15 protein-coding genes are annotated in these 17,284 nt (G+C 71.3%); 8 read left to right on the top strand and 7 right to left on the bottom strand.

The features are described from left to right. The gene (locus tag ACRAKI_RS30780; RefSeq protein ID WP_447003987.1) at window positions 1–1,518 is read right to left on the bottom strand and encodes an alpha/beta hydrolase; all 1,518 of its coding nucleotides are present in this window, start codon (window positions 1,516–1,518) and stop codon (window positions 1–3) included. A gap of 128 nt (window positions 1,519–1,646) precedes the next feature. Between ACRAKI_RS30780 and ACRAKI_RS30775 the strand changes: the two genes are divergently transcribed. Beyond that, on the top strand, window positions 1,647–2,645 hold the full coding sequence (locus ACRAKI_RS30775) for a hypothetical protein (RefSeq protein ID WP_447003986.1): 999 nt from the start codon (window positions 1,647–1,649) through the stop codon (window positions 2,643–2,645). Window positions 2,646–2,776: 131 nt separating this feature from the next. On the opposite strand, the gene ACRAKI_RS30770 is transcribed toward ACRAKI_RS30775, so the two are convergent. Both ACRAKI_RS30770 and ACRAKI_RS30765 read right to left on the bottom strand, forming a co-directional pair. Continuing rightward, a complete protein-coding gene (locus tag ACRAKI_RS30770; RefSeq protein ID WP_447003985.1) occupies window positions 2,777–3,877 on the bottom strand; it encodes a class I mannose-6-phosphate isomerase in 1,101 nt (366 codons plus the stop codon). Next, window positions 3,874–4,857, bottom strand: coding sequence for a LacI family DNA-binding transcriptional regulator (locus ACRAKI_RS30765; protein ID WP_447003984.1), 984 nt, complete (start codon window positions 4,855–4,857; stop codon window positions 3,874–3,876). The genes ACRAKI_RS30770 and ACRAKI_RS30765 overlap by 4 nt, the downstream gene beginning before the upstream one ends. A gap of 247 nt (window positions 4,858–5,104) precedes the next feature. Between ACRAKI_RS30765 and ACRAKI_RS30760 the strand changes: the two genes are divergently transcribed. The 4 genes from ACRAKI_RS30760 to ACRAKI_RS30745 all read left to right on the top strand — a co-directional run bounded on the left by ACRAKI_RS30760 (window position 5,105) and on the right by ACRAKI_RS30745 (window position 9,887). Next, window positions 5,105–7,357 carry a GH92 family glycosyl hydrolase gene (locus tag ACRAKI_RS30760; protein ID WP_447003983.1) on the top strand — a complete coding sequence of 751 codons (2,253 nt, stop codon included), beginning with the start codon at window positions 5,105–5,107 and terminating at the stop codon, window positions 7,355–7,357. Between the two features lie 117 nt (window positions 7,358–7,474). Next, the gene (locus ACRAKI_RS30755) at window positions 7,475–8,389 is read left to right on the top strand and encodes an ABC transporter ATP-binding protein (RefSeq protein WP_447003982.1); all 915 of its coding nucleotides are present in this window, start codon (window positions 7,475–7,477) and stop codon (window positions 8,387–8,389) included. Next, window positions 8,386–9,429, top strand: coding sequence for an ABC transporter permease (locus tag ACRAKI_RS30750; protein ID WP_447003981.1), 1,044 nt, complete (start codon window positions 8,386–8,388; stop codon window positions 9,427–9,429). Before ACRAKI_RS30755 ends, ACRAKI_RS30750 begins: the two co-directional genes overlap by 4 nt. A gap of 143 nt (window positions 9,430–9,572) precedes the next feature. Further along, on the top strand, window positions 9,573–9,887 hold the full coding sequence (locus ACRAKI_RS30745; protein ID WP_447003980.1) for a DUF3817 domain-containing protein: 315 nt from the start codon (window positions 9,573–9,575) through the stop codon (window positions 9,885–9,887). A gap of 424 nt (window positions 9,888–10,311) precedes the next feature. Here the strand turns inward: ACRAKI_RS30745 and ACRAKI_RS30740 are convergent, their stop codons facing one another. After that, window positions 10,312–10,815 carry a MarR family winged helix-turn-helix transcriptional regulator gene (locus tag ACRAKI_RS30740; RefSeq protein ID WP_447003979.1) on the bottom strand — a complete coding sequence of 168 codons (504 nt, stop codon included), beginning with the start codon at window positions 10,813–10,815 and terminating at the stop codon, window positions 10,312–10,314. A 42-nt stretch (window positions 10,816–10,857) separates the two neighbouring features. Between ACRAKI_RS30740 and ACRAKI_RS30735 the strand changes: the two genes are divergently transcribed. The 3 genes from ACRAKI_RS30735 to ACRAKI_RS30725 are packed head-to-tail and all read left to right on the top strand — an operon-like array spanning window position 10,858 to window position 13,059. After that, on the top strand, window positions 10,858–11,160 hold the full coding sequence (locus tag ACRAKI_RS30735; protein ID WP_447003978.1) for an MTH1187 family thiamine-binding protein: 303 nt from the start codon (window positions 10,858–10,860) through the stop codon (window positions 11,158–11,160). 21 nt (window positions 11,161–11,181) lie between these two features. Then, window positions 11,182–12,027: an SCO6745 family protein gene (locus tag ACRAKI_RS30730; protein WP_447003977.1), complete on the top strand. Its 846-nt coding sequence runs from the start codon at window positions 11,182–11,184 to the stop codon at window positions 12,025–12,027. Between the two features lie 42 nt (window positions 12,028–12,069). Continuing rightward, window positions 12,070–13,059, top strand: a complete 990-nt coding sequence (locus tag ACRAKI_RS30725) for a co-chaperone YbbN (protein ID WP_447003976.1) — start codon at window positions 12,070–12,072, stop codon at window positions 13,057–13,059. Between the two features lie 263 nt (window positions 13,060–13,322). Here the strand turns inward: ACRAKI_RS30725 and ACRAKI_RS30720 are convergent, their stop codons facing one another. The 3 genes from ACRAKI_RS30720 to ACRAKI_RS30710 form a co-directional block, all read right to left on the bottom strand. Next, window positions 13,323–14,756, bottom strand: a complete 1,434-nt coding sequence (locus ACRAKI_RS30720) for a neutral zinc metallopeptidase (RefSeq protein WP_447003975.1) — start codon at window positions 14,754–14,756, stop codon at window positions 13,323–13,325. Window positions 14,757–14,821: 65 nt separating this feature from the next. Next, entirely contained in the window at window positions 14,822–16,198 is a 1,377-nt protein-coding gene (locus ACRAKI_RS30715) for a neutral zinc metallopeptidase (RefSeq protein ID WP_447003974.1), read from the bottom strand. A gap of 289 nt (window positions 16,199–16,487) precedes the next feature. Further along, window positions 16,488–17,282, bottom strand: coding sequence for a class I SAM-dependent methyltransferase (locus ACRAKI_RS30710; protein WP_447003973.1), 795 nt, complete (start codon window positions 17,280–17,282; stop codon window positions 16,488–16,490). Between the last annotated feature and the right edge of the window lie 2 nt (window positions 17,283–17,284).

The following is a 17,284-nucleotide window of genomic DNA, read 5'->3' as shown; positions in this document are numbered from 1 at the left end:
CTACAACGGCCGGCCCACCAGCGGACGCGTGGCCGCGGCGGTGGGCGCGGTCGGGTCGGGCAACGGCATGCCGGGGCACGTCAGGTCGGCCGTCGGCACCTTCCCGTCCACGATGAACGACTCCACGACGTCGTCCACGCACGCGTTGCCGAAGCCGTAGACGCCGTGGTCGCCCTCGTCGGTCACGGTGAGCAGCCGCGAGCCCTGGAACTTGCGGTGGGCGCGCTGGGCGCCTTCCAGCGGCGTCGCCGGGTCGCGCACCGACTGCACCATGAGGATCGGCGGCACGCCCTTGCCGGTCGGCTTCTTCAGGTCCAGCTCCGGCCGGTCCCAGAACGCGCACGGCGCGAGGACCTGGTAGTAGCCGAACAGCGGGTACTTCCTGCCCAGCCGCTCGCCCTCGGCCGCCAGGCCGGCGCGGTTGTGCCGGAACTTCGTGTCGTTGCACGTGATGGCGTGCAGCGTGGCGTTGGCCGCGTCCGGGTACTGGGCCAGCGCCGCCGGCGGCGCGGCGAGGGCCGTGACACCGGACGCCGTGACCTGGTTGATCCACGCCAGCGCCTCGGCGGCGGGCGGGAACGAGTGCTTGCTGTACTGCGCGCGGAACAGCACGAGGTCCAGCCGGACGCCGTCGACCACGGTGCCGTCGCCCAGCGGCAGCGGGTCCGCGGCCAGCTTCGCGCGGGTCGTCTCGTAGACCTGCCGGACCTGCTCACCGGTCGTGCCCAGGTGGTAGAGGCTGTCGTACTTCGCCACCCAAGGCAGGAAGTCGGTGCGGAACCGGCGTTCGAAGCCGTAGCCGAAGTCGTCGAAGACGTCCTGGAACGTGGTGGTGAAGTCGGTGTTCGAGTCGAGCACGAACTTGTCCACCCGGTCCGGGAAGTAGGTGGCGTAGTACGCGCCCATCCAGCTGCCTCCCGAGTAGCCGATCCAGCTGACCTTCTCCCGGCCCAGCAGCCGGCGCAGCAGGTCGAGGTCGTGGACCGTCTGCTCGGTGTTGACCACCTTGCCGAACTCGCCCGACCGGGTCTGGCACGCGGTGGCCTGGAGCTCGGCGGCGTCGTAGAGCAAGTCGGTGTTGGCGCGGCTGCGGTCACGCGGGTCGGTGACGCTCATCCAGTCGAACCCGCCGCACGTGATGTTCGTGCTCGCCCCCGTGCCGCGCGGGTCGATGCCGATGACCTCCATGGCGTCCACGAGCTTGGCGCGACCGGCGAAGAGCAGCGGCAACGTCCGGCCCGGCCCGCCCGGACCGCCCGGGTTGGTCAGCACCGAACCTTTCGCCTCGCCCCCGCTCGGCTTGAGCCGGCTCACCGCGATGGTGATCTTCCGGCCGTCGTCGGGCGTGCGCCAGTCGAACGGCGCCTGGAACGTCCCGCACTCCAGCCCTTCGATGTCGGCGCACGCCGACCACGTGATGGCCTGGTCCGGCCGCTGCTCCTGCTCGGCCTGCGCATACGTCGGCAGCGCGGCGGCCAGCAGGGCGGCGGACACGGCGACAACGAGTCTTCCTCGCATGGATTCCCCCTCCGTCGAGGGCACCACTCCACCGCGCACGTAGGCTGGCGGACAACCGCAGAAAGGCCCTGTTCGGCTCTACGAAAGACTTAAGCCACTCGGGCTCGGAGGAAAGTAAGGTCGCTGGAGTGGGGATTTTCCGGAGGAAGCGGCCTGCCGCGGTTGCCCGCGAAGTGGTGCGGGACCACACCTACGACGACGCGATCCTGGACATCGCGGCCGAGGAGATGGACGCGGGGCACCTGCGGGCGGCCACCACGGTGCTCGCCGAGTGCCGGGACGAGCCCGAGGTGCGGGCGCTGCGGGTGGAGGTGCTCGGCGAGCACGCCATCGGCCACGCCGACGAGCTGCTGGAGCTGGCGAAGAACAACACCGACCCGGACCTGTGGCTGCTGGCCGGCACGGCGTTCATCCGGGAGGCGTGGGCGATCCGCGGCTCGGGACGGGCGGACAGCGTCGGCAAGGACCGGTTCAAGGTCTTCTTCGGCACGCTGCGCAAGGCCGTCGGCCCGCTGCACGAGGCCGCGAAGCTCCTGCCGAGGGACGCGGTGCCGTGGGCGCAGCTCCAGACCACCGGGCTCGGGCTGCAGGTGGACCGGGACCAGAAGGACGAGGTCTGGCGGGAGATCGTGGCGCGGTGCGCGTCGCTCTACCCGGCGCACTGGACCCGGTTGCAGATCCTGGCGGCCAAGTGGGGCGGGTCGGCCGAGGAGATGATGGCGTTCGCCCAGGGCAGCGTGGACGCCGCGCCGCCCGGCGACCCGGTGGTCGCGATGCTGCCGCTGGCCCACTTCGAGATCTTCCTGGAGCAGTTCGAGGACGCCGTGCAGGCGCGGTCGGCGTTGAAGATCGCCACGTTGAAGATGCGGTACTTCAGCCGGCACCGGGACGAGATCGCCACCGCGGCCGACAAGTGGGACTCGACCCCGACCAAGCCCCACCCCCGGGCGTTGCAGGCGCACAACCTGTTCGCGGCGGCGTTCGCCCTGGCCGAGGACTCGCACCGGGCGAAGCGCCACCTGCTCGGCATGCGCGACCACGTGCACGAGGTGCCGTGGGCGTACGTCGCCTACCTGGCGGACGACCTGGAGAAGGAGTACTCGGACCTGGCGAACAAGTACCTCTAGGGGCTTGTGCCGAGCGGCGCGCACGGCGAGCGGCGCGCACGGCGAGCCGCCAGGTGCTCGCCGCGCTCGACAACGACATCGCCGGTGCGGACGGACCGGTAGGGAGCCCGTGCGCCCGCCAGGGCCTGCTGTCAGCCCTCGATGCTCGACACCGAGGGCGGCCGGCACCGGATGGCGACGACGTCGCCGGTCACCACGACCTCACCCGCCGCGTGCGGCACGACCACCGTGGTGCCCCGGTGCACCGCGATGGGACCGAGCGTGCCCGCGCCTTCCAGCACCACGAACACGCCGAACGAGGGCTCCAACGCCGCCGTGCCGGACACGTGCAGCCGGTCGGCGCGGAAGAACGGGTCGGCCTGCGCGTCGAACAGGTTCACCGACTCGCCGGTCGACGCCCGCGTGTGCCGGACCAGCCGGTCCGGGGCCTGGGCCCGCCGCTCCACGCAGTCCAACGCGCGGTCGTAGCCGAGACCGAGGTGCCCGGCTTCGGCGTCGGCCAGGAAACCCCGCCACTCCAACGTGACGGAGAAGTCCGTCGGCTGCTGGAGTTCGACGATGAACACGCCCTCGCCGATCGCGTGCGGCACACCGGCGGGCACGAACACCGTGTCACCGGGGGACACCTTGACCCGGTTCAGCGCGTGCAGCATCGCGGAGGAGTCCTGTGTGGACACCCACTCGGCGACGGTGGCGGCCGGCACGTCCTCGCGGAACCCGATGTAGACCGCCGGGTCCGGGCCGAGCGTGCCCATCACGATCCACGCCTCGGTCTTGCCGTGCCGGCACCCCAGGTGGGTGGACGCGAAGGCGTTCGACGGGTGGCAGTGCACCGGCAGCCGCTGGCCGGCGTCGAGCAGCTTCACCAGCAGCGCCGTGTCCGCGCCGAACTCCGCCGCGTGCTCCTCGCCGAGCCACGACACCGGGTCCGCCGCCACCGCGTCCCGCAGCCACCGGCCGTCCTGGAGCCTGGTCAGCCCGGCCTCGTCCTTGCCGAACTGCGTGGTGGTGGACGCGACCCAGTCCTCCGGCCCGCGATCGGCGTCGGCACGCTGCCGGAACGCCGCGATCGCTGCACCGCCCCGGTAGAACTGCCGGGGCTGGTTGGCTTCCAGCGCGATGGGCTCGAACGGCGGGTTCGGCTCGGCTGGCCGGCCCGGCTCGGACGGTGGGTTCGCCGTGCCGGACCGCGCGACTCGCGGTGTCTGAGCGGAGGACTCGCGGGCATTCATGCTTGAACCTCTCCTGATCCACGGGCCACCAAGCGGACCGGCAGGACGACGCGGCGCGGTGGTGACGCGTCGCCGTCCAGCCGGGCGAAGAGCAGGTCCGCCGCTGCCTTGCCGAGCGCGCTCGCGTCGTGCGCGATCACGGTCACCGGCGGTGACAGCAGGTCGGCCAGCTCGAAGTCGTCGAAGCCCACCAGCGCGGGCCGCGTCGGGCACCCGGCCAGCGCCCGCACGGCGTGCACGGTGATCCGGTTGTTGCCCGTCACCACCGCCGTCGCCGGCTCGGCGGCGTGCCGGAGGCCGTGCAACGCCGCCCGCACCGACTGCTCGTCGTGCGGCCCCATGACCACCAGCGACTCGTGGTGGCCGAGACCGGCCCGCGCGCAACCCTCGCGGTAGCCGCGCAGGCGTTCGTTGGCGGTGAAGATGTCCGGCGCGTCACCGAGGAACGCGATCCGCCGGTGCCCGAACGACGCCAGGTGCGCCACCGCCTCCACGGTGCCGCCGATGTTGTCCACCAGCACGGTGTCCGCCACCACGTCACCGGCCGGCCGGTCCAGGAACACCACGGGCGTGCCCGTCCGCATCTCCGGCACCAGGTACCCGTGCTGCACGCCGGCGGGCACGATCAGCAGTCCGTCCACCCGCCGCGAGCAGAACTCCAGCGACAGCTCGCGTTCCCGCGCCGGGTCCTCGTCGGACGACCCGGTGATGACCTGGCGCCCGCGCAGCCGCGCGATCTCCTCGACGGCGCGCGTGACACCGGAGTAGAACGGGTTGCCGACGTCTTCCAGCACGAGGCCGATCGTGCCGGTGGACGAGCCGCGCCGCAGGTTGCGGGCGCTCAGGTTGCGCCGGAAGCCCAGCTGCTCGATCGCCGCGAGCACCCGCTCGGCGGTGGCCGGGTGCACGCCCGCCTCGTCGTTCACCACGCGCGAGACCGTCTTGATGCTGACGCCCGCCAGCCGCGCCACGTCGTTCATCGTGGCCCGCCGCACCTTGCGCGCGCCAGCCACGCCGTTCGGGGACAACGTTGTCATAGTCGCCGAATCACACACCCCGCGTTCACGGATGTCAACGACCCGTCCTGTCTCGAACAGGACAAAAGTCGGCCTCGGAACCAGCGCGGGTCGGTTGATCAGCCTGACCGGTTGATCCGTTCGACTGAAGGGTGGAGACGTGGTCCGCGCGGACCTGTCGGCCCTGGTGTTCGCGGTTAGGGTGAGTCCCGTGACGGCAACGGCGGCCAGTCCCGACCCCGTCGAGTCGGTGAACACGTTCATCGGCACCAAGGACGACGGGAACACGTTCCCGGGCGCGTCGATGCCGTTCGGCATGGCGCACTCCAGCCCGATCGGCTCGCACTACGCCGGGTACCGCTACGACGACCCGGTGATCCGCGGGTTCGGGCACTTCTTCCTGTCCGGCGCGGGGTGCCACGAGCAGGGCGGGCTGGTGTCGATCCTGCCGGCCACCCGGCTGCCGCGCAGCTTCGACCACCGCTCCTACGGCACCGCGTACACGCACGACGGCGAGGTCGGCAAGCCCGGCTACTACCGCGTCCGGCTGGCGTCCGGCATCACGGTGGAGACGACGGCGACGACCCGTTCGGGGGTGGAGCGGTTCGCGTTCCCGGCCGGTGTGACGCCGCACGTGCTGGTGAACGTGGGCCAGGCGAACGACAGGGAGCCGGTGTTCGCGAGCTCGATCCGGGTGGTGGACGACCGGACGCTGGCGGGAACCGTGGTGTCCCAGGCGTTCTGCGGCGGCAAGCCGTACACGACGTACTTCACCACGACGTTCGACCGGCCGTTCGAGCGGACCGGCAACTGGGGTGGCGCGGAGGGCGGGTCGGGGCTGCGCGGCCAGTGGGTCGCGTTCGACGGCGGCCCGGTCACCGCGGCCACCGCGATCTCGCACGTGGACGCGGAAGGCGCGACGAAGAACCTCGCGGAGTCCAGGGGCAAGTCGTTCGACGCCTTGCGCGCGGCGGCGCGGGACGCGTGGCGGCAGGAGTTGTCGAGCGTCGAAGTCTCCGCCGAGGGGACGGACCGCACGGTCTTCTACACCGCGCTGTACCACGTGCTGTTGCAGCCGTTGACGGGCAACGACGTGGACGGCCGGTACCGCGGGTTCGACAACCAGGTGCACCGCGCGGACGGCTGGACGTACTACGAGTACTTCTCCCTCTGGGACACCTACCGCGCGCAGAACCAGTTGCTGGCGCTGCTGCGGCCCGCGCGGGCGAAGGACATCGCCCGGTCCTTGCTGGCGATCCACGAGCAGGGCGGTTGGCTGCCCCGCTGGGCGTACGCCAACCAGGAGACAAGCACCATGACCGGCGACCCGGTCACCCCGTTCCTGGTCGACCTGTGGCGGTTCGGCGCGCTGGAAGGCTTGGCGGAGCAGGCTTACCGCGCGTTGTGGCAGAACGCGACGTCCGTGCCGCCGGCGTCGTCCCCGTTCGAGGGGCGCGTGGGCAACCCCTCGTACCTGGCGAACGGATTCGTGCAGTACGACCGGAACTTCCCGAAGAAGGGGCAGGACGTCGACCCGCACCACGGCGCGTCGGCGACGTTGGAGTACGCGCTGGCGGACTGCTCGCTGTCCATCATGGCCGGTGAGCTGGGTCACGCCGACGACGCGGCGGCCCTGCGCGGACGTGGGCTGAACCACCGGGTGCTGTGGGACGGCACGGTGTCCGACCGGGGCTTCACCGGCTTCCCCCGGCCGAAGCTCGCGAACGGCGAGTGGCTGGACCCGTTCAGCCCGCAGGGCTCGGACGGGTTCCACGAGGGCACGGCGTGGCAGTACCAGTGGCTGGCGCAGCAGGACGTGGCCGGCCTGGTGGAACGGCAGGGCGGCAAGGACGCGTCCCTGGCCCGGCTGGACGACTTCTTCGCCTACCCGGACCTGGTGGCGGACCCGGCGAAGGCGGTCCGGGAGAAGTGGGTGGTCGGGCCGTACGACTACTACAACCAGTTCCGGTACAACCCGAACAACGAGCCGGACCTGCACGTGCCGTGGATGTACGCGCTGGTCGGCCAACCGTGGAAGACGTCGGCGGTGGTGCGGGCGGCGCAGACGTTGTTCGTGGACGCGCCGAACGGCGTGACCGGCAACGACGACCTGGGGCAGATGTCGGCGTGGTACGTGTTCAGCGCGCTCGGCCTGTACCCGGTGATGCCGGGCACGGGGGAGTTCGTGCTGAACGCGCCGAGGTTCAGCGAGGCGGTGGTCCACCTGGAGAACGGCCGTGACATCACCATCACGGCTGCCGACGCCGACTCGTCCCAGCTCCAGTACGTGCGGTCCTTGCGGGTGGACGGCGTGCCGAGGGACAAGGTCCACGTGGACCACGCCCGGATCCACCAGGGGGCGCGCCTCGACTTCGGCCTGACCTCGGACCCGGCCGAAGCGACGTGGGCCACAGGTCCGGACTCCGCACCACCCTCACCCTGCGCAGGTGAGCACCCGTCGTGACCGCGTCCGCGCGCACAGCTACCACGGTGTCGTTCGAAAGTCTCGATCGGCGTTCACTTATGTCGTGGACTGCGGAAACCGGTCCACCCGGCCGGAGGTGACGCTTACCGTCCAGGCATGACAGGGGCACGCATACCGGCCGTCGTGGTTGCGGACATCAGGAAGAACTACGGCGAGCTGAAGGCGGTCGACGGGGTGTCGTTCACCGTCGCCGAGGGGGAGTTCTTCGGCATCCTGGGGCCGAACGGGGCGGGCAAGACCACCACGCTGGAGATCGTCGAAGGCCTGCGCAAGCCGGACGCCGGGCAGGTGACGCTGCTCGGCGAGAAGCCGTGGCCGCGCAACCCGAAGCTGCTGCCGAGGATCGGCGTGCAGCTCCAGGCGTCGAGCTTCTTCGAGAAGCTGACCGCGCGGGAGCAGCTGCAGACGTTCGGCTCGCTGTACGGGGTCAGCCGGCAGACGGCCGACGACATGCTGGAACTGGTCGGCCTGACCGACAAGGCGGACGTGCAGGAGAACAAGCTGTCCGGGGGCCAGCGGCAGCGGCTGTCGATCGCGTGCGCGCTGGTGCACGACCCGGACATCGTCTTCCTCGACGAGCCGACCGCGGCGCTGGACCCGCAGGCCAGGCGCAACCTGTGGGACGTCCTGCGCGCGATCCAGGCCAGGGGCAAGACCATCGTCTACACCACGCACTACCTCGACGAGGCCGAGATCCTGTGCGACCGCGTGGCGATCATGGACCGGGGGAGGATCCTCGCCATGGACGCGCCCGCCACGCTGGTCCGGGGCCTGGACGCGCCGACGCACGTCGTGCTGCAGAAGGGCGTGCTCACGCGCGAAGCGGCCCGGGGCATGACCGGCGTCGACGACGCGCAGGAGGACGACGTCTCGTTGACCATCTCCACCCGCAAGCCCGCGCCGGTCCTGTCGGCGCTCGCCGAACGCGGCACCTTGGACGGGCTCCAGGTGCGCACGGCCACGTTGGAGGACGTGTTCCTCGACCTGACCGGACGGGAGTACCGCGCATGACCGCCTTCAAGAGCCTGTCGGCCGCCATGGTCAAGGGTTTCCTGCGGGACAAGATGACGTTGTTCTTCGTCTTCCTGTTCCCGCTGATGTTCCTGGTCGTGTTCGGGTTGCTGCTGAGCGACTCGGGCAGCGACAAGACGAAGATCGCGACCGTCGGTGACGGGCCGGTGCTGTCGGCGTTGGAGCAGACCGGCGTGCTGGAGCTGGAGAAGTACGAGGACGAGGCGACCGCGCGGCAGAAGGTGAACGACGGCGACCTGCCCGCCGCCGTGGTGCTGAACGGCGACCGGGTCGACGTGACGTTCGCGGCCAGCGACCAGGTCGCGGCGGGCACCGTGATCGGGATCGTGTCCGGCGTGGTCGACAAGATGAACCTCCAGGCGTCGAACACGCCGCCCCGGTTCACGTTGGAGGCCAAGCCGGTCGAGGACGCGTCGCTCAAGCCGATCCAGTACATGACGCCCGGCATCCTGTCGTGGGCGATCTCGATCTCGGGTGTGTTCGGCGCGTCGCTGACGATGGTGTCGTGGCGGAAGAAGCAGGTGCTGCGGCGCATCCGGCTGGCGCCGGTGAGCGCGATGACCGTGCTCTCGTCGCGGCTCCTGGTGAGCATCGGCACCGCGGTGGCGCAGGGCATCGTGTTCGTGGGGGTCGCGCTGCTGCCGTTCTTCGGGCTCCAGCTGACCGGTCAGTGGTACCTGGCGCTGCCGCTGCTGATCCTGGGCACGTTGGCGTTCTTCGCGATCGGCATGCTGGTCGGCGCGTTCTGCAAGACCGAGGAAGCGGCGTCCGGCGCGGCGAACATCATCATCATGCCGATGGCATTCCTGTCGGGCTCGTTCTTCCCGCTGGAGAACGCGCCGTCCTGGCTGCAGACGGTGTCGAACGCGTTCCCGTTGCGGCACATGAACGACGGGATGCTGGACGTCCTGGTCCGGGGCAAGGGCGTCGAAGCACTCCTCGTCCCCTCGGCCGTCCTGATCGGCTTCACCCTGGTGATCGGAACCCTGGCCGCGCGCGTCTTCCGCTGGGAGGACTGACCCGCGCGAGTCCTGCGTTCAGAACGCGTGCGTCCTGCGTTCGGGACCTCACCTGTGCCGAACGCAGGACTCGCGCGACGTGAACGTGCGACTCACGGGGGGTGGAGGGCTGGTGAGGGCCGTCACCACGCACAATGGAAGCCATGTTTAGCAGCGCTGTTGGTCGTTTCCGGCTCCTCGCGCTCGCCGAGGCGGTGTCGTGGGCCGGTCTGCTGATCGGCATGTTCTTCAAGTACGTCGTGGTCGGCAACGAGATCGGCGTGAAGATCTTCGGCCCGGTGCACGGCGCGATCTTCGTCGGCTACGTCCTGGTGACGCTGATGCTGGCGCAGCGCTGGGACCGCCGGACGCTCGTCCTCGGCCTGGTCGCGAGCATCCCGCCGTTCGGCACGGTGGTGTTCGAGCGCTGGGCCAACCGGACCGGGCGGCTGGACGAAGCCCGGAGCACCAACGACTGAGACCGCCCGCGACCGGGGCTCAGACCGCCAACGACCGGGCGCGCGTACGCGCACTGGGGGCACCCGGCGACGGGCGTGGGTCGACGCCACCGCGGCGACCCGGAGGCGGAGTCCCTCGGCGTCCGGCTGCCGGCAGTCCACCCCGGACGCCTCGGCCAGCAGACGGTGGCGTCGCCTTCGCCCACACCGCCCCCGCCGCGGTCGGCAGCCGCCCCGGGACAAGCCGTCCGGCACGCGGTCGGCCTCCACCTGGTACGTCACCGCTCCGTCACGCATCGCAGCGGACATCGTGCCGACCAGCCTCAGCACGCTCGTCGTCACGCCCAGCACCCGGTCCAAGTGCTCGGTCACCAGAGCCCCGATCTCCGCACGAGTGCAGGGTGACCGCACCGCCGGCGGGTGTCGAACGGATCACAGGCGACCCTCAATCCTCGAAGTCGCCGACCGCGCGGCGGACCTTCGCCAGCAGCTCGGTCAGCTGCTCGGTCTGCCGTTCGGTCAGCCCGCGCAACCCGAAGTCGACGCTCGTCACGGCCTCGGTGGCGGCCTCACGCCTGCTGTGCCCGGCCTCGGTGATCTCCACCAGCGTGGTGCGGCGATCGGTCGGGTGCGGGTTGCGGCGCACCAACCCGTCCGCCTCCAACCGGTCCACGATGTTCGTGACGCTCGTCGGGTGCAGCTGGAGGCGCTCGCCCATGACCCGCATCGGGAGGCTGCCCGTGCGGGCGAACGTCAGCAGCACGAGCGCCTCGAACCGCGCGAACGTCAGCCCGTGCGGCTTGAGGGCGGCGTCCACAGCGGACTGGATGATCTGCTGTACTCGCATGACGCTGGTGACCGCGGCCATCGCCGTCGACGGGCCGATCCGCTTCTCCCACAGCTCGGCGGCGCGCGCGATGGGGTCGAACGGCAACGGCTGCGACGTCATGCGGCGAAGCTACCAGTGGGTACCTACACGCAGGAGGCAGCAGTGCTCGTCGCGTTCAGCGTCAGCCCGCTAGGCGGGGAGTCCGACGGGGTGGCGGCGGCCGTCGCCGAGGCCGTCCGGGTGGTCCGCGAGTCCGGCCTGCCCAACGAGACCAACGCCATGTTCACGCTGGTCGAGGGCGAGTGGGACGAGGTGATGGCGGTGGTCAAGAAGGCGACGGAGGCCGTGCAGGCCAGTGCGCCGAGGGTGAGCCTCGTGCTCAAGGCCGACATCCGGCCCGGCCACACGGGCCAGCTGACGGCCAAGGTGGAGCGGGTCGAACGTCACCTCGCCGGCGAGGGGTGAGGCGTCGGTAAGTTCCGGGGCATGACGCCGAGAGACCTGTGGTTGCGCTTCGAGACCTACCACGACGTGACGTACTTCTCGCCGGAGTCGCGGGCGGTCACCGACGAGCTGGGCTGCAAGGGCGGCTGGATGGGCTACTTCGGTCAGCGCGCGGCACCGCTCGGCGCCGTGCCGCCGGAGGTCGTCACCGCCGCGTTCTACAGCTTCCACCCGCGGATGGTGGCCCGCGCGCTGCCCGACGCGTGGGGGGTCGCCGAGCCGGCCCGGTTCGTCGAGGCGCGGCTGGAGGGCGTCGACCGGGCGCTGCGCCGGATGCTGGAGAGCCTGGACGTCGCCGAGGCCGCCGAACTGGCCGGGCAGGCCGCCGAGGCGGCGCCCATCGCGGGCCGGGTGCTGGCCGCGGCGAACCTCGCCTTGCCCGTGCCCGACGAGCCGCACCTCGCGTTGTGGCAGGCGTGCACCACGTTGCGCGAGTCGCGGGGTGACGGTCACATCGCCGCTCTGGTGGCCGCCGACCTGAGCCCGTGCGAGACGTTGGTGCTGTTCAGCGCCGACAAGGGTCTCGACCCGGCGTACATGCGGGTCGCGCGGGGCTGGTCGGAGGAGGAGTGGCGGGAAGCCGAAGCGTCGCTCACCGGGCGTGGCCTGTTCGACGGCGGCCTCACGTCGGCCGGTCGGGCGCTGCGCGAGGACGTCGAGCGCCGGACCGACGACGCCGCCGCCCGTCCGTGGGACGTCCTGGGTGAGGCCGGCACCGCCCGGTTCGTCGACCTGATGACCCCGGTCGCCCGCCGCTTGGGGCACCTGAACGAGGCCATGCGGACGAACCCGATGGCGATCGACCCGGTCGCGCAACTCCCCGGCTAGCCGCGCGCGTCCCTCGGTCGGTCTCGTGCCAGGATGGAAGGCGTGACAAGGCCAGACCCCCGAAAGACCGCCGCAATGTCCGCCGCGTTGTCCGGGGCGGTCGACCTCGGCGCGCTGAAGGCCCGGGCCGACGCCGCGAGGCAGCGCGCCACCACCCCACCTCCTCCGCCGCCGGGCGGGGCCGGAGGTTCGGACGCCGGTCCGAGCCCGTGGGTGCTGGACGTCACCGAGGCGACGTTCCAGTCGGTCGTCGAGCGCTCCCTGGAAGTGCCGGTCGTGGTCGAGTTGACCGCGACCTGGAGCCCCGAGGCGGGCCAGCTCTCACCTGTGCTCGAACGCGCCGCCAGGGCGGGTGGCGGCACGTGGCTGCTGGCACGGGTCGACCTGGACGCGAGTCCGCGGATCGGCCAGGTGTTCGGCGTGCAGTCGGTGCCGACCGTGGTGGCGATCGCCGGTGGCCAGCCCATCGACGCGTTCGCCGGACCGCTGCCGGATGCCGAGTTCGGCCAGTGGATCGACCGCCTGCTGGACGCCCTGCGTGACCGCCTGCCCGGCATCAAGGCGGCGGAAGCCAACCGCACCGCGCCCGTCGGCGCCGACCAGGAGCCGATGGGCGAGCCGGAGGACCCGCGCTTCACGGCCGCCGAGGATGCGTTCGAGCAGGGTGACTTCGCCGCCGCCGAGGCCGCGTACGAGGCCATCCTGGCGGCCGAACCGGCGAACGCCGAGGCGAAGGCCGCTCTGGCCCAGGTCCGGTTCACGGCGCGGGCCGAGGCCGTGCCGGCGGATGCCATCGCGAAGGCCGACGGGAACCCGGACGACCTGGACGCCCAACTGGCCGCCGCTGACCTGGAACTGGCGACCAACGACGTGGAGAAGGCGTTCAAGCGCCTGGTCGACACCGTCCGCCGGGTCTACGGCGACGACCGCGACAAGGTCCGCGAACACCTGGTGACCCTGTTCGAACTGTTCCCGCCGGACGACGAACGCGTGGCCAAGGCCCGCCGCAACCTGGCCAGCGCCCTCTACTGACCTGGTCCACCACTGATCACAGGGGTCCCCCGCGCAGGGGGACCCCTGTTCTTCATACTGCCGGCAGGGATCGAACAAATCCGCGCGGTCGGCTCGACCTGTGGACAACTCCCGCTGCCCCCGCTGCCCCCGCTGAGCAGGTTGGCCAGGGCCTTCCCGATGCCCGCCGGACTGCCCCTCGGCGTGTCTGACTGCGCGACTCCCGGTGTCCGAGTGCGCGGTTCGCGGTGTCTGACTGCGCGACTCGCGGTGTCTGGGTGGGGTCAGCCGGAGTACTTGCGGGTGCAGAGGCCCGAGCCCTGGTAGAAGCCGTCGCGGAACGCCTCCACGCGGGCGAAGCCGGACGGCACGACGGTCCCGTTCACATCGGCCGCGATCAAGCTCTTGTCGGCCAGCAGCTCCGCCACCGCCTCGTCCAGGTCACCGGACGACAACCGCAGCCGCGCCGTGGCCTGAGTCGTCGTCCCGGCCCAGGACCCGGTCAGGCAAGCCGTGCGCAACCCCGCCGCCGGCCCCTCCAACCCGTACCCGGTCGCCTTCTGGATCGACAACGCGTACCGCGACGCCACCTCGGCGAACGCGGCGAAGTCGCCGATGCCGCCCTTCTGCCCGCGCTTCGGCGGCGTGCCGATCTTCACCAGGTCCGGCAGGTCGATCGAGATCGAGTTGGTCGCCGGGCAGTACGACGCGGGCGACGTCCGGGAGGCGTCCGGGCAGTCCGGCCCGGACGAGGACAACGACGGCGGCGTGGCGCCGGACTGCTTGTACGCCTCCTGCAAGGACTCCTCCAGCAGGTCCAGCGACTTCTGGTCGTCCACCTTCAGGTTGCCCTTGCCCAGCCCGGTGTCCTGGTCCTTCGAGTCGAACTTCTGCTGCGTGATCCGGGCCTTGATCTCGGCCTCGTCGATCTGCGCGCACCGCGTCGGATCACCGGCGAACCCGAACTGGAACGCCGCCACCCGGTCGAACGCGCTGCCGTGCGCGCCCTGCTTCTCGGCCGACGTCCCCGCCGCGTCCCGGATGAAGAACATCGTCGCCAGCACCTGGTTCAACCCGGGCCCGGTCGAGATCCGGAAGTGCTTGGACCTGCCCTCGGCCACCCACCGGAAGAAGTTGCCCGCGTAGCAGTCGGCCTGCTGCTCCTTGATGATCGACGGCGTCGCCTGGTTGATCCCGCCGATGTCACCGAGCTTGTACTGGATCGCGTGACCCATCTCGTGCGCCAGCACGGTCACCACCGACATCGGCCCGAACGCGTCGTCCAGCATCGGCAGCAGCTCACCGCGGTCCCACGCGATCGAGTCGTCCAGCGAGCAGTAGAACGCGTTCGCCACACCCGCCGTGTTGGTGCGGCAGATGTCCACGCCCTTGCCGTTGGAGTCGTACGACACCAGCCGCTTCACCGGCTGGAACTCCTTGCCGAACCGGGCGGGCAGCTGCTCGGCCCAGTACTCCTCGACGTCGGCCAGCGTGTTGATCGCGAGCCGGTCCATCTCGCCACCGTCGCCACCCTCCACCTGGAGGTCGGCGTCCGCCACGCCGGGCTTCGGGCCGCTGTCACCGGTGGTGATGTCCAGCCCGGCCACCTTGGTGACGTCCGGCCGCTCGGACCGGCCCAGTCCGCTCACGACCTGCGTGCACCCGGTCAACACCAACGCGGCGACGAGCGTCGCAGCTACCCAAGCCCGTCGAGCCATGCCCAAGCCCCATCCCAGGTCCGTGCCGATCCGAGTGCGAACCCTACTTGGCCGACCCGCGCGGGTTACGCCAAACCGCAGGCTTTCGTGCCCTCCAGGACACCGCCGCGGAACACCTCGACCCGCTTGAACCCGGGGTCGAGCGCCGCGGAGCCCGTCGCGTCGCGCGCCGCGTAGTCGTACGCGAGCAGCACCCGGACCGCCTCGTCCAGGTCGCCGGGCGACAGCCCGAACCCCTTCTGCCGGACGAACACCTCCCGCGTGTACGCGCCGGCCAGGCACAACGCCGTGGTCGCCGCCTCCTCGCCCTCGACCTCGACGCCCATCGCCGCCATCGCGGCCATCGCGTACCGGCTGGCCAGCAGCACGCCCGTCGCGTAGTCGCCGATCTCGGCGTGCAGCTCCGGGAGGTCCGACCCGACCTCGAACTCCACCGACTTGTCCGCCGGGCAGTACGCCACCGGCCCCTGGTCACCGGAGCAGTCCGGCTCCTCCTCGGTGGGCGTCGCCTTCGGGTCGGCCCACGTCTTGCCCGCCTGCGTGGTCAAGCCCTCGTAGTAGGCGTTCAGGTCGGGGGTGACGAACTCCAGCATCTCGTCGAACGGCAGGTTGCCACCCCGGTCGCGGTCGTCGGCGGTGGTGAACGCCTGCTGGGTGAACGCCCGGTTCTCCACCGACATGGCCGCGCAGAACCCGACGCCCTGCTGGTAGCCGTCCTGGAACGCGGACACCCGGTCGAACGCGTTGCCGTGCGCGGACTGGTCTTCGGCCGACGTGCCGACCGGGTCGCGGAACGTGATCAGCGCGCCGAGCGCCGAGTCCAGCGTGTCGGAGCCGATGTCCAGGTGCTCGGACTTGCCGTCGTTCACCCACTTCACGAACGCGCCCGCGAAGCAGTCGGCCATCGCCTCGGTGAGGATCGTGGGGAACCGCTGCGGCTCACGGCGTTCGGCGTCCGGGGTGATGCCCATCCGGTTCTGCACGGCGTGGCCCATCTCGTGGGCCAGCACGATCACCACGGCGGCGTCGCCGTAGCCGTCCTTGAGGACGGGCAGGAGCGCGGCGCGGTCCCAGGCGATGGCGTCGGCGCTGGGGCAGTAGAAGGCGTTGCCCTCGACGTCGGCGGCCTTCTCGGTGCACGGCGGCGGCTTGGCGGACGGGTCCGCGGTGTCGACCGAGTAGATGCCGCCTTCCAGCGGTTGCCACTTCTTCTCGAACGTCTGCGGGAAGGCTTCCTCCCAGAACGTCTCGATGTCGGTGATGGCGGTCGCCGCGAGCTGGTCGATGGGGCCGCCGTCGGTGCCCCGGATGAAGCCGGGGTCGACCGTGCCCCTGGTGACCGACTCGCCCGCCCTCGGCGTGCCCGGGATCGGTTGGGCGCACGCGGTGGTCACCAGCAGGGTTGTGACCAGCAGGACCAGCCGAGCCGATACGAGCCGCATCCGTCCATTGTGCCCGCCCGGACCCCCTGCTGCGGCCTGCTTGGCAGCGGGAGATCCGAATTGTCGGACCCCGCCGGTAAGATCAAAGCAGGGGTCCCCTTGGCGAGGACCCCTGCGAAGCGTGTCGAGCGGCCGGGTGGCCCTGCCCGGTGCCGCGGGTTGTTCCGGCTGGTCCGCGCCCCGGAGGCCCGCGCCCCGGAAGCCCCAACCCGCCGCTCGGCCGAGCCCGAGGTCAGGGCCGAGCCTGAGGCCGCGATCGGGAGAGCGCACCGGGACCTCAAGCCAGACGTCACCCCGCCGCGGTGCCCCTCACGGCCCAGGCTCGGGCGGTCAGGGGGATGGAGCCGTTCGGGGCGGTGGGCAGGCGGGTGCGGAGCAACTCCCGGAGGGCTCGGCGGCGGTCCTCGGGCAGGGACGCGGTGTAGGCGGGGGCGGGGCCCTGGCCGCCGAGGAACGGGCGCCAGTAGTCGTCGAAGTCGGCGAACACGGTCGGCACCTCCAGCGCCCGCACCTCCACCGATCCCAGACCCGCACCGGTCCACAGCGCCTGCAGCGGCTCCGGCCTGCACAGCGGGAACCGCCGACCCTCGTCCAGGTCGTTCGCGTTGGGGTCGAGGTAGGTGGCGGCGTCCCAGAAGTGCCGCGTGATCGCCATGCCCTCCGCGTAGTCCCACACGTAGGCCGCGACGACACCGCCGGGCGCGGCGACCCGGGCGAACTCGGCCACGGCCCGGCCCGCGTCCGGCACGAAGTTGAGAGACAGGCCGCCGACCACCGCGTCGAACTCGTCGTCGGCGAACGGCAGCGACCGCGCGTCACCGGTCCGGAAGCTCGCCCGCCGGTCCGTCACCCGATCACGGGCCGTGCCCAGGAACCCCCCGGACGGGTCGACGCCGACCACTTCGGCCGGTTCCTCGACCCGCAGCACGGCCGCCGTCAACGCACCGGTGCCGCACCCCACGTCCAGCCAGCGCCGGCCCGCCGGCACGTCCAGCCAGTCGAGGAACAGCCCCGCCACGGGACGGCTCCAGCGCCCGACGTACGCCTCGTAAGCCTCGCCGACCGCCCACACATCGCCTGTCACCG

It is taken from the genome of Saccharothrix isguenensis, from assembly GCF_052936305.1.
This window is presented reverse-complemented; position numbering and strand designations above follow the sequence as displayed.